The sequence below is a fragment of the Rhodococcus artemisiae genome, assembly GCF_036327795.1.
Classification (GTDB): Bacteria; Actinomycetota; Actinomycetes; order Mycobacteriales; family Mycobacteriaceae; genus Rhodococcus; species Rhodococcus artemisiae.
In genome coordinates this window covers 23,915-36,092 of record NZ_JAUTXY010000025.1, presented here as the reverse complement: position 1 = coordinate 36,092, position 12,178 = coordinate 23,915, and the positions used below count along the sequence as shown (strand labels likewise).

Sequence of the window (12,178 nt, the reverse complement as noted above, 5' to 3'; positions counted from 1 at the left end):
CCGGCTCTCCTGCGGTCGACTCGGAACATCAGTGTGGTTCGGGTCACGTTAGGTTCAGGAAGCCGGATCGAATAGGCAGTTGCCCGGTGGCCGGGACGTCATGGCCGGCTCTCGTCGGAACGATAGATTCGCCGCGCGTTCGTGGCGAACAGTGCTTCCTGATCTGTCGGATCGTATTGTTCTGCGGCGGTGAAGTACCCGTCGTAGAGTCGACCGAACTCGCCGTACATGCGGTCTACCGGGAAGTTGCTCGCAAACATCGCTCGCCGTGGACCGAATACCTCGAGACAACGCTGTACCCACGGTCGCTGCACCGTGGCATCGAGGGTGTGCACGGTCATGCCCAACCCCGAGATCTTGCAGTGCACGTTCGGAAGTTCGCCGAGCCGGGCCATGCCCCACGACCAGTCGTCGAAATCTGCTGCGCTGATCGGCCATCCGGCATGTTCGAGCACCACGGTCAAGTTCTCGTGGGCACGCAGGGTCTCGGCCCAACGGGACATCGAGTGCGGGTGTGCGACGAGATCGAAGATCAGCGCGTGTTTCTCCAGATGGTCCAGCAGTGCTGCTGTGGTTGCGGTCGACGGGTCGAGTCCACGCAGAACTCGGATACCGCGGAAGAGCGGGCTGCAACGCTGGGCGTCGAGTTCGGATTCGATTCTCGCCCAGTCGGTATCCGATTCGATGGTGCCGATCGCTGCGGCGGGCCGGCCTTCCCCACGGGCCATTCCGTCGAGCCAGTCCAGCTCGCGCAGGTGTGCACCGCGGCGACTGGTCGCCGACACGTGCACAAGTGCGGTGACGTCGAATCCGGCGCTGTCGACCCGGTAGTCGGCCGCGGTGTAGTCGTGGGCCATCCGTCGCAGGTCACCAAGCGTGGAGGGCCTGGCCGGGTCCGGTTCCTGCATCAGCGGGTACCAAGGCCGCGCCGACGGCAGCCAGAAATGGACGTGTGGGTCGACTATCGAAATCTCCGCCATCTGCACGAGCGTGCCGCGCCGGCCTGCGGCAGCCAAGACCACCACCCGCTGATCGGAATCCGATCAGTGGGTGGTGCGGGGCTACGCCGACACCTGCTGTTGGACCGACTCTTCTGCCAGGCTCTTACCTCGCGTTTCCGACGCCAACCATGCGGCGACAATGGAGATGCCAGCGGCACCAGCGAGGATGAGGCTCAGCGGCGTGCTGGATCCGTCGGAGGCCACGAGCACGCTCGCCGCGATCATCGGGGTGAACCCGGCACCGATCAGGCTCGCCAATTGGTATCCCAGTGACACACCCGTGTAGCGCACCTCGGTACCGAACATCTCCGACAACATCGGCGCGAGCGGCGCGTACATTGCCGACTGCACCACCTGTCCGAACAACAACCCTGCAGCGAGCAGCACAATCGATCCCGAGTCGACCAACATGTACAGCGGGAACGCGTACACCACTGCGACAGCCGCACCGGTCAGAGCCACCGTGCGTCGTCCCACTCGGTCCGACAACGCGGAGAACGACGGTATCGTGATGATCGAGACGACCGACATCAACAGAAGAATCTGCATCACTGTCGACTGTTCGTAGCCGATCGACGTGGAATACGAGATCGCATGCGAGGTGATCAACGCGGTCATCGCGAACGGGCCGATGCCCACCGCGCAGGCCAGAATCAACGCTCTCGGTGCGCGCAGGATCTGTAGAGCAGGAGGCTTCTCGGCCTCCGATGCCGATGCCTTCTCCGCAGCCGCCTCGAACACCGGGCTCTCGACCACACTCATCCGAATGTAGAGGCCGATCACCAGGAGCAACGCACTCAACAGGAACGGGATCCGCCATCCCCATGAGTCGAACGCTTCGCTCGGCAGGAAGCTCACGAGCATGACCGCCGAGGTCGACAACAGGAACCCGAACGGCGAACCGAGTTGCATGAGTCCGGTCCAGAACCCGCGCCGGCGAGGATCCGCATGCTCGGCGACCATCAACGCCGCGCCGCCCCATTCCCCGCCCACTGCGACGCCTTGCAGGATGCGCAGCGTCACGAGCAGGATCGGCGCGAAAATCCCGATCTGCTCGTAGGTGGGCAAGATGCCGATCCCGAAGCTGGCGACACCCATCAACACCATCGTGATCACCAGCATCTTCTTGCGCCCCAGCTTGTCGCCGAAGTGCCCGAAGATCAGACCGCCGATCGGACGCGCCACGTATCCCGCGGCCAGGGTCCCGAACGCGGCGATCGTCGACACGGCCGAGTTCGTCACCGGGAAGAACAATCGTCCCAGTACCAGTGCGGCCATCGTGCTGTAGAGCAGGAAGTCGTAGTACTCGATGGTGGTACCCAGCAAGCTCGACAGCGTCACTTTCCGCAACTGCGACGGATTCACCGATGACGAGTTCGGCTCGCCAGGAGAGGGTTTCGGCTCTTCGGCCGACGCCGGCATTCGTGGATTCATTCAGCACTCCCGTGGTGGACTACGCAACGCCCATAAGGCCTGTCGGACGCGACTCAGACTGGGCCGTGTCGGCCACACCGACAACGGGTGCGTCCGCCCAGCGGGAGGGCGGTCTCCGAGCGAACGGCACACTCAGTCTCGTGAAAGCGCCCAATGGCGCTTTCGCTCACATCCGGGCGGTAGGTAGTTCATGTAACGCGCGCACGAGGGGCGCCAGTTCCGGTGCAGCACAGGCCTCGTCGAGTGCGCGTTCGAGAGTGGCATCGTGTGTGGGTCGGGCGCGCTCCAGAAGTTCCCTCCCCGATGCGGTGAGCTCGGTGTATATCCCGCGGCGATCGTCTGCACACAGGACTCGCGTGAGCAGCTTCCGATCTTCCAGTCGGTTCACCAATCGGGTGGTCGCGCTGCTACTCAGCGCTGCCGCGCGAGCAAGCTGGGCCATCCGCATGTGCCAGCCGTCCTGGCGGCCCAGGGCGTCGAGCACCGTGTACTCCACGACCGACAGTTGATGCTCGCGTTGCAGTGCACGCTCGAGTTCGGTGTCGAGTACGCCGTGCAACGCAGCCAGGGTTCGCCATCCTTGCGCGCGGATCTCCACCGCGTCGTCAGCAATCCCCATGCGAACTCCTCACATCCCGAACCATCTGGCGAGATTCTACCAGCTTGCGCACATATAACGCGTATGCAAGTATTTAGCCAGCGCCTGCAACTACTGCACACGCCTTCTATCAGCTCTCGCGCCACGTTCGGAAGGACCTATCTCATATGCCATTGGGACTCGTCGCCTTGGCCCTCGGCGGATTCGGAATCGGTCTCACCGAGTTCGTGATCATGGGCTTACTGCCCGAAATCGCTGCAGACTTCGAGGTGAGTGAAGCCGTCGCCGGCTACCTCATCTCCGGGTATGCGTTGGCGGTTGCCGTCGGCGCCATCCTGGTCACGGCCGCTGTCATCCGCTTCGATCGAAAACGCGTCCTGCTGGGCCTCCTGGTCCTGTTCATCATCGGAAACCTGATGTCGGCACTCGCACCCTCCTACGAGACGATGATGGCCGGCCGAATTGTCGCTGCGCTGTGCCACGGGGCGTTCTTCGGCATCGGATCCGTCGTCGCCGCCGGCATGGTGAGCCCGAACAGACGCGCCGGCGCCATCGCAATGATGTTCGCCGGACTGACCATTGCGAACGTCCTCGGAGTGCCGTTCGGCACCCTGCTCGGGCAGCAGTTCGGTTGGCGCTCGACGTTCTGGGCCATCACCGCCATCGGCGTTGTGGCGCTGATCGGTATCGCAACGCTCGTACGTTCGTCCGCCGCAGACTCCGTGCACGGCACCCTCCGTGCCGAACTCTGGGCGTTCCGCAACAAGCAGGTGTGGCTGTCGATCGCAGTGACCATCCTCGGCTTCGGCGGAATGTTCGGTGCGTTCACCTACATCGCCTTCACCCTCACCGAGGTGAGCGGCTTCGCAACCTCGAGCGTGCCGTGGCTGCTCGTCCTGTTCGGCTCCGGTATGTTCATCGGAAACCATCTCGGCGCCAAAGCTGCCGACCGCGCACTCGCCCCGGCGCTGATCTCGATCCTTGTGGCAGTCACCGCTGTTCTGGTCGTTTTCGCGGCCACCGCAGACAACAAGACCATGACGATGATCTCGCTGTTCCTCATGGGCGCTTTCGGTTTCGCGACAGTCCCCGGCTTGCAGATGCGGATCATGAACTATGCGTCCGCGGCTCCGACGATGGCCTCGGGAGCCAACATCGCAGCCTTCAATCTGGGCAACGCCCTCGGTGCGTGGCTGGGCGGCATCGCCATCGCAGCCGGTCTGGGTTTCACCTCACCCATCTGGGTGGGCGCAGCTGTCACTGTGTCCGGACTGATCGTGCTCGTGATCGCCTCGGCGATGGACCGTCCGGACACGAAGACGCCACCCGTGGCCGTCCTCGCCGGCCGGTAGCACGGGCGCCGGACGAACCGCGTCAGTGGTCGTCGTAGTGGCCGTCGTGCGCAGCGTGCCTGTGCCCGTCGTGGACATAGTCGACATGATCACCGTGCGGGACCGCTACGTGCCCGCACCCTGGACCGTGAGTGTGATCGTGCCCGTCGTGAACCCGGTGTTCGGTGGGTTCGCATTCGTCGAAATGTCCGTCGTGAGCGCGGTGCAGGTGCCCGTCGTGGACGTAGTCGACGTGGTCGCCATGAGGCACGGCCACGTGTCCGCAGCCGTCGGCGTGCACATGCTCGTGGCCGGCGTGTTCCTGGTGGTCGGTCATCATCGAACTCCTCGGTGGACTTGCGGTGGAGGTTCGGCAAGTTCCAGTCTCCCACTCCTCGGGGGTCGTGCACCCAGGTTCCTGCGCAACCGGAGGAATGAACACAGCTATTGGTGCAGTTGTGTGCGCACGTGCGCACTTATATCCTTGTCGAGTGGGAGCACACAAAACCGGGACTATGCTCAGGACGTTGGCCCATCCGGTGTTCCGACTGCTGTTCACCGCACAGGCGGTGGCATTGGTCGGCACCGGCCTCCTGACGTTGGCTTTGGGATTACTGGCCTACGACCTGGCCGGCAGCGATGCCGGTGCAGTGCTCGGCACGGCATTGGCGATCAAGATGCTCGCGTATGTGGCGGTGGCTCCGGTGATCGCCGCCCTGACCGACCGGTTGCCCCGCAAAACGGTGCTGATCACCGCCGATGTCGTGCGCGCCGTCGTGGCGCTGGCGTTGCCGTTCGTGGCGCAGGTGTGGCAGATCTACGTGCTGATCTTCGTGCTCCAGGCTGCGTCGGCGACCTTCACCCCGGCGTTCCAGTCTACGATCCCCTCGGTCCTCGAAGACGAGGACGACTACACCGCGGCGCTGTCGCTGTCCCGCCTGGCCCACGACCTCGAAGCGGTACTCTCCCCGATGCTGGCGGCAGCCGTGCTGCTGGTGATCGACTACAACATCCTGTTCGTCGGCACCGTGCTGGGTTTTGCCGCCTCTGGGCTCCTGGTGTGGACCACCTCGCTACCGACACTGCCACTGCCGGACCGGGGACAGCCGCTGCGGGCACGGATCACCGCCGGCGCCAGGGTGATGACCGCCCGACCGGTGCTGCGGGCCTTGCTGGTGATGAATCTGGTGGTGGCAGCGGCCACCGCACTGGTGCTGGTCAACACGGTGGTCTACGTGCGGGATCTACTCGGGGGCAGTAACACCGGGGTTGCGGTGACATTGGGATGTTACGGTGCCGGATCCATGGCCGTGGCGCTGATTCTGCCGCAGGTCTCGAGCGAGGTGCCGGATCGGACGGTGATGCTCGCCGGCTGCACCGTCCTGCCGATCGGCCTGACGGCGGTCGCTGTGGTCATGTTCGTCGACCCCGGACCCGCACTCGGGTGGGCGGTCCTTGCGACGATGTGGGTGATGCTCGGGGCGGGCACGTCGCTGGTCAACACTCCGTCGGCGCGGTTGCTGCGCTATCAGTCAACCACCTCGACTCGATCGGCGGTGTTCACCGCGCAATTCTCCCTGTCACACGCGTGTTTCCTGCTGACCTACCCGATCGCCGGGTGGATGGGGGCGCGCGCCGGGCAGCCGGTGGCCGCAGCGACGCTCGCGTTGCTGGCTACACTCGCTGTAGTCGTGGCGACGCGGCTGTGGCCGCGGTCCGTGTCGGCGAAGGCGACCGAACCCGCGACCACGTAAGGCCACGCGGCACAGCACAAGGGGGAAACACGGTGACCGACACAACTCCCCCGTCGCCCGCCGAGCCGGATGCCAGTCTGATCCACCCGGTCTCCCCCGATGCGGCACGTCTCGAGGCTGCCACCGGGGTATTCCGGATGCTGTCGGATCCGACACGGCTGCATCTGCTGTGGCTACTCAGCCACACCGACGCCGACGTCACCGCGCTGACCGAGGCGTGTGGGGCCTCGCGCACCGCCGTCAGTCAGCATCTGGCCAAGTTGCGGTTCACCGGAATGGTCGAGACCCGCAAAGAGGGTCGCCGGGTGATCTACCGGCTGCGCGGCGGGCACCTTGCACGACTTGTGCGCGAGGGCCTCAATCACGCCGACCATGTGGTGACCGGCGAACCGCCCCACCACTAGTAGTCAGTGGTCGCGACACTGATTTCAGTTCGCACTGATTTCAGTTAGCACCGGGTTCAGTTCGCACCGGGATCGGCCCGCCACTCGTCTGTGCGCTCAGGCGTTGCCTGTTCCAGCGCCTTCAGCGTGGCTTCCCGATCGAAATCCTTGCCGTAGACCGGGGTTCCCGGCTGCTGGCGCCAGGAGTCTTCGAGGGAACCTGCGTCGACGGGGTCGAATCCCAGCTGGTTGATCAGATCGAAGACCACCTGCTTGTTCCGTGGGTCGTCGCCGGCGACGGGAAGCGCGATCCGGCCGCTCGCCCCTTCCGGGAGACCCTTCTCGAGAAGGTGCTTCCACCAGATCCCGTTGAATGCCTTGAATACCGGCACTCCGAGGTGTTCTTGCACCCATTCACTTTCCACCTGACCGTCTTCGATCGCCGCGATCAATCCGTCTCGCTGCTGCGGGTAGTAGTTGTTGGTCTCGATCACCGGAGCACCATCGGCTGCACCTGCAAGGATGTCGGCTGGAAGGTCCACGACGTTCTTCTGCGGGATGCTGACGATCACCAGGTCTGCACCCTCAGCCGCTTCGGTGTTCAATACCGCCTTGGCGCCGGTCTCCGCCTCGAGGTCTGCGAGCGTGTCGGGTGTCCGAGAGTTCGAGACACGCACGTCGTGACCGAGCGCGGTCAGCCTGCGTGTCAACGTGCCACCGATCTGGCCGGCTCCGATGATTCCGATGCGCATATTCGTGTGCTCCTTCGTCGAGTGCCGCGATGTGTCGCGATCGCTGCAAGCCTCAACAAGGGACACCGCCGGATATTTCCCTGTGGGCCCCTTCGAATCGAACTGATCCCAACACTTGACAGTCCGACGCAGACAGCCTACGTTGCCTCACAATGTCCTCCCGCTGTGGCGAGCGGATTCCTTACCATGTCAGGGTAAATCGCACGATCACGACATCCATCGTGTCGAATCTCCCGGCGAGTGGTCCACGACGCCATCTGGATTCGGGGATACGATCGGGGCCGGACGGTGGTCGCTGAGTCTGTCCACCGATACATTCGCGAGAAGGGAGCCGATATCATGCTGAGACGTTCAGTGGGGATAGGAGCGATCGCGGCCGCGGTGATGATGATGTCCATAGTCGGGACCGGAACATCGGCGGCGGCACCGTCACCCTCCGGTTCCGCAGAGCAACTCGACTATTGGTTGTGCATGCTGCAGAGCGGCTCGGCACTGAACGAGGACTGCTTCTGGCCGCTGCGGTGAGAGTATTCGCTGCCGCACGGGAATGGCTCGCTCGCACAAATCACTCCACCACCAACTCGTGCACCAGTGGATCTTCTCGGAGCCATTTCACCGCGTAGGACGGGTCGAGCGCCTCGGCTGCAAGATGGACACCGGGCGACACCCGGCCACCCAGGAGGTGCTCGGCCGCGAGGGCAACCACCGAGCCGCTGAGACCGTACGAATCCTCGGCGCGCAGAACCACCCGGGTGACACCTCGAGGATGCCCCGGCGCGGGCCGGCCCGTGAACAACATGACGTAGAACGACCCGAACTCGTCTTCGTCGGCGATGGTGGCGTCGACGATCGACGGTATGAACGGCGCGAGTTCGGTGTGATCCGGGGATTCCGACAGGTGTGCCCACGCATGCGTCATCGCGCGAGTGAGGCGGTCGGACGCGAAGACGTTGTACGCACGCACCTCGGCGACCCCCGGTAGCCCGCCCAGAGACTGGGCTTCGGTCGTCAGATAGGGCCACGCGTGCACCGGACGGGGGAAGCCGGGAAGAGAGACATCACGAAGCGGCGGAACCGAATTGGAATCGATCTTCCCATCCCGCATCGACGCCATCGACTCGCCGAAGCGCTCTCCACGGGTCAGCAGCCCATCGGCCGCCGACAACTCCGTGAACCGAGCCACCCCACCGACGTACGTTTCCAGTCGGCGAAGCGGCCGGTCCTGCACAATCAAGCGCGGCAACAGACCGGACAGGCCCGGCATCGCACCCGCAGAGAAGATCGCGGTCCGATCACGCGCGGTGCCCGCAGCTCGGAGCGCATCGGCGGCGGGAAGCTCCCCGCCGATATCGATGTAGTCGGCACCGACGGAGAAGGCGGTCCGCGCAACCGAATCCAGCACGAGATAGGACGGTCCGGCGCAGTTCACCACGATGCTGCAGCCGCAGCAGAACTCTTCGAGATTCGCTTCGTCCGCCAGGTCCAGCCGAACCGGCTCGGCTTCCCCCACACATTCCGCGGCGACGGCCGCTGCAGCATCGAGGTTGCGGCCACCGATACGCAGCGATCCGAGCCCGGCCGCGGACATTCGCAACGCCGCCGTGCGACCCACTGTGCCGGAACCGCCGATCAATCCGATCACCGGGGCCGCATCGCCGCCGCTCATTGAATGACTCCCAATCGCAGCCGAACTGCCGAGGCGGCGCCCGCGACGGTGGGATCGTCGAGGAAATCTCGAATGGCAATGGCCGCACCGGTTTCCTTGGCCAGCAACGCCACCACACGAACGGCCAGCATCGAGTCTCCGCCGAGGGCGAAGAAGTTGCCGCCGCGATCGAGCACCGGAACGTCGAGGAACTCTTCGAACACCTCACACACGGTGTATTCGAGGTCGTCGATGGGCGGGCCACTGTGCTCGTTGACAGGAGGATCGGGAAGCAGACCCAACCGCATCCGGTCGTCGGCGACAGGGGCACCCGCGCGGGGCAGGTCCGGGACCGCTTCCCACCCTCTGCCTGCGGCAAGTTCATGAACGGTGGAGACGAACTCTTCGAAAGCCACCGCCACTTCCGCTACGTCGAAGATTTCGTCGACCAGCGAGAACACGGTCACCACTTCGTCACCGAGCTCGAAGCAACGCACTTCGAGAGCGACCTGCGGGGTGCGGAGCTGATGAAAGTAATCCGCGATGTCGACCGTTCCCAGCGGGCCGGCATCCGTCGAGGCCGTCCCGCCCATCGCAGCGTCCACTCCCAGCACACTCTGGAAGACGATCGGCGCCGGCGGTCGCCGGCTGCCTCGCCTCCGGGCGAGCTCGCGGCCCGCCTCCACACCGGAGACGAGATTGTGCGATGTGTATTCACTCGACACCGACTGCACAGAGGCCGCCAACTCGGCGAAACTCGCATCGGGGTCCAGTTCGAGTGGGATGAGCATCGTGGCTGCAAACGCCCCGACCACACGGTGCACGTCGGGATGCAGCGGTAAACGGTTGAGCTGCAGGGCATTGAGCAGCAGATCCGAATGTCCGGCCCAGCGCGCGAGCACCGTACCGAAGGCTGTGAGCATGACCGTCGACGCGGTGACATCGTGTGCGGTGCACTGCGCTCGCAGTGCCGCCCATTCGTCGGCCGAGAACCGCGCCTCGCGGTTGCCCATGGTGACCGGTCGAACGGACTTCGGGTCGGCAACCAGCGGGAGCGCGGGCGGGGCAGGCAGGTCGTCGAGACGATCCCACCACCACTCACGGTCGGCCAACCATGCTTCGGTGCGGCTCAGTCCGGACAGTGAGGAAACATAGTCACCGAAGTCGATGGACAGCGGCACGAGCGTCGCGTTCCAGTCGGCGGCGTACGCCAGCAGGTCGCGATTCATCGCACCCGACGACCATCCGTCGAAGGTCAACAGACTCATGCCGAGGTGCAGGCGCCCGCGACCACCGGGCAGCAACGTCAAGCGCACGTCGATGCCCGGCCCGGTGATCGGATCGGGACCGTGTTCGCTCATGTCCCGGCGCACATCCGCCAGCGTCGATTCGATCTCCAGCTCGTCACGATCGCGCAGGTCGTACAGCGTCACCCGGGGCAGGGCGGACGGATCCGACTCCGCGAGCACGTATTGGCGACCGTCCGACGTCACCCGTGCCCGTAGCGTCGGCTGGTGACGCGCCAGGCGCTCCAACGCGTCGGCCAGTGCGTCCTCGGCATCGTCGCTCTCCATCCCGTCGAGCGCATAGTCGAGGTAATAGTGAGCCGACTCGTAGGACAGCTCCCAGCCGTCCTGCTGCCCGACGAAATAGCCCTGTTGCAGCGGCAGGAGCGGGAACGTCGAGTGGGGATCGTCGCGGCGCGCGATCTCGATGTTCCACGCACGGGCAGGTTCGTCCCTGCTCCTCCGCTCGACCAGCTCGACGAGTTGGCCGAGTGTCGTCTCGACCCGAACATCGGAGAGCTCGAGCGCGATGTCGAGGCGCTTGCGAATCAATGCGGACATGCGGACGGTGAGCACGGAGTCACCGCCGAGCCGCAGGAAGCTGGCGTCGTCGACGACATCCGCCGGTTGCAGATCGAGCAGCTCCGCCCAGATCTCGGTGAGTACGCGCCGGATATCGTCCGTGCCCGGTACTGCCGGGACGCTGTCTACTTGGGCCGTCATCGGTCGTGTGTCTCCGCGTGGATCGTAGGGGTATCGGGCTTGGCTGCGACGAGGAGCCGCTGCGAGAATGCTTCGAGCGGATGGCCGTTGCGGGGAAGGTCGACGCACGGACGGAGCCCGGCGCGCACCATCGCAGCAGTCCATTCGTGGGCGGTGAGGTAGGTGCGATGCGAACCGGCACGGACGTCGGTGCGGGCCGGCGGTCCGGAACCGTCCGGCATCGACAGCGCAAAGGGCATCGTCGTCAACGACTGGGCGTGCTCGACGACCGTCTCGATCAGCACTACGACACCGCCCGGCGCGAGCAGGACGCCGACCTCACCCAGCAGCGCGTCGACGTCGACGGTGTTGTGCGCCATCGTCGCGGCGAGCACGACGTCGTAGCCGTCCTGGTCTGCGGAAATGTCCACGAGTTGGTCTGCGATGGGCGCGGTGATGTCCACCGTCGCGAACCTCATCTTGTGCGCCCACGGTTCGTCGGCGAACCGCTCGCGCGCGATGCGCAGGAAGTGTGACGAGAGATCGGTGAAGACATAGTGCGTCACGTTCCGGTCGCCGAGCGTGCCCAGGATGTGTTCCGACGTGGCGCCCACCCCCGCACCCAGTTCGAGGATGCGCAGCGGCGTCGACCGGCTGTGCGCGAGGTCGGCGACAACTGAGGCAGCAGCCGCATTGAGGTAGCGGCTGACGACATTGGTGCCGTACACCTCGAGCGCTGCGGTCGCGTCGCCGTCCGGATAGAGGATCGACTGCACACTCACGCGTCCCTGCAGCAGGTCGACGGCATGCCGAAGCGAGTCGAGCAGGAGCTTGGGAAGCGACGACGCATAACCCAGTCGTGCACACGCTTCGATCATCCGGTCGCGCGCGGCGGTCAGATCCGTTCGTCGAGGTCGCTCGATTGACCCGACCCGGCCGTCGCCGATGGCCTCCACCAGGCCCGCGGCGAGGAGATCGTCCAGCCAGCGCTCGACCACCCACCGGTGTTCGGGTGAGGCGCCCAGTCGGTCGGCAAGGGCCTGCGGCTCACTGCCGTCCGCTGCCGCGATGCCGACAGTGCGTGCCAGCAGGTCTGCGAGGCCGACGAGAACGAGCCGATCGAGCGCGTCGACGTCCTCGGCGCACTGCGCGGTCGGCCACCCCTCGATCGCTGCGAGACCGTTCTCGTCGGCTCGGCTTCCGAGACGGGCATCCGATTCGATAACGGTAATCATTATCATCTAGAGTAACAGACCTACCGCTCGATCACGCCATCTCCAACTGCAGAAGGG

General features: G+C 65.0%; 12 protein-coding genes. 4 read left to right on the top strand and 8 right to left on the bottom strand.

The window, feature by feature from the left end; translation table 11 throughout:
• Positions 1-98: 98 nt before the first annotated feature.
• The 3 genes from Q7514_RS31105 to Q7514_RS31095 form a co-directional block, all read right to left on the bottom strand.
• The gene (locus Q7514_RS31105) at positions 99-980 is read right to left on the bottom strand and encodes an amidohydrolase family protein (protein WP_330137108.1); all 882 of its coding nucleotides are present in this window, start codon (positions 978-980) and stop codon (positions 99-101) included.
• 81 nt (positions 981-1,061) lie between these two features.
• On the bottom strand, positions 1,062-2,423 hold the full coding sequence (locus tag Q7514_RS31100; protein WP_330137130.1) for an MFS transporter: 1,362 nt from the start codon (positions 2,421-2,423) through the stop codon (positions 1,062-1,064).
• A gap of 178 nt (positions 2,424-2,601) precedes the next feature.
• The gene (locus Q7514_RS31095) at positions 2,602-3,054 is read right to left on the bottom strand and encodes a MarR family winged helix-turn-helix transcriptional regulator (RefSeq protein ID WP_330137107.1); all 453 of its coding nucleotides are present in this window, start codon (positions 3,052-3,054) and stop codon (positions 2,602-2,604) included.
• A 146-nt stretch (positions 3,055-3,200) separates the two neighbouring features.
• Between Q7514_RS31095 and Q7514_RS31090 the strand changes: the two genes are divergently transcribed.
• Complete coding sequence (locus tag Q7514_RS31090) at positions 3,201-4,385, top strand: MFS transporter (protein ID WP_330137106.1); 1,185 nt, start codon at positions 3,201-3,203, stop codon at positions 4,383-4,385.
• 22 nt (positions 4,386-4,407) lie between these two features.
• Here the strand turns inward: Q7514_RS31090 and Q7514_RS31085 are convergent, their stop codons facing one another.
• On the bottom strand, positions 4,408-4,701 hold the full coding sequence (locus Q7514_RS31085) for a hypothetical protein (RefSeq protein ID WP_330137129.1): 294 nt from the start codon (positions 4,699-4,701) through the stop codon (positions 4,408-4,410).
• 190 nt (positions 4,702-4,891) lie between these two features.
• Between Q7514_RS31085 and Q7514_RS31080 the strand changes: the two genes are divergently transcribed.
• Both Q7514_RS31080 and Q7514_RS31075 read left to right on the top strand, forming a co-directional pair.
• Entirely contained in the window at positions 4,892-6,118 is a 1,227-nt protein-coding gene (locus tag Q7514_RS31080; RefSeq protein WP_330137105.1) for an MFS transporter, read from the top strand.
• Between the two features lie 32 nt (positions 6,119-6,150).
• A complete protein-coding gene (locus tag Q7514_RS31075; RefSeq protein ID WP_330137104.1) occupies positions 6,151-6,522 on the top strand; it encodes an ArsR/SmtB family transcription factor in 372 nt (123 codons plus the stop codon).
• Between the two features lie 56 nt (positions 6,523-6,578).
• Here Q7514_RS31075 and Q7514_RS31070 read toward each other — a convergent pair whose 3' ends face one another.
• Positions 6,579-7,319, bottom strand: a complete 741-nt coding sequence (locus Q7514_RS31070; RefSeq protein ID WP_330137103.1) for an NADPH-dependent F420 reductase — start codon at positions 7,317-7,319, stop codon at positions 6,579-6,581.
• 273 nt (positions 7,320-7,592) lie between these two features.
• On the opposite strand from Q7514_RS31070, the gene Q7514_RS31065 reads away from it, so the two are divergent.
• Entirely contained in the window at positions 7,593-7,778 is a 186-nt protein-coding gene (locus Q7514_RS31065) for a hypothetical protein (RefSeq protein WP_330137102.1), read from the top strand.
• Between the two features lie 40 nt (positions 7,779-7,818).
• On the opposite strand, the gene Q7514_RS31060 is transcribed toward Q7514_RS31065, so the two are convergent.
• The 3 genes from Q7514_RS31060 to Q7514_RS31050 are packed head-to-tail and all read right to left on the bottom strand — an operon-like array spanning position 7,819 to position 12,121.
• Entirely contained in the window at positions 7,819-8,919 is a 1,101-nt protein-coding gene (locus tag Q7514_RS31060; RefSeq protein WP_330137101.1) for a saccharopine dehydrogenase NADP-binding domain-containing protein, read from the bottom strand.
• Positions 8,916-10,907: a condensation domain-containing protein gene (locus Q7514_RS31055; RefSeq protein WP_330137100.1), complete on the bottom strand. Its 1,992-nt coding sequence runs from the start codon at positions 10,905-10,907 to the stop codon at positions 8,916-8,918. Before Q7514_RS31055 ends, Q7514_RS31060 begins: the two co-directional genes overlap by 4 nt.
• Entirely contained in the window at positions 10,904-12,121 is a 1,218-nt protein-coding gene (locus Q7514_RS31050; RefSeq protein ID WP_330137099.1) for a class I SAM-dependent methyltransferase, read from the bottom strand. The genes Q7514_RS31055 and Q7514_RS31050 overlap by 4 nt, the downstream gene beginning before the upstream one ends.
• Between the last annotated feature and the right edge of the window lie 57 nt (positions 12,122-12,178).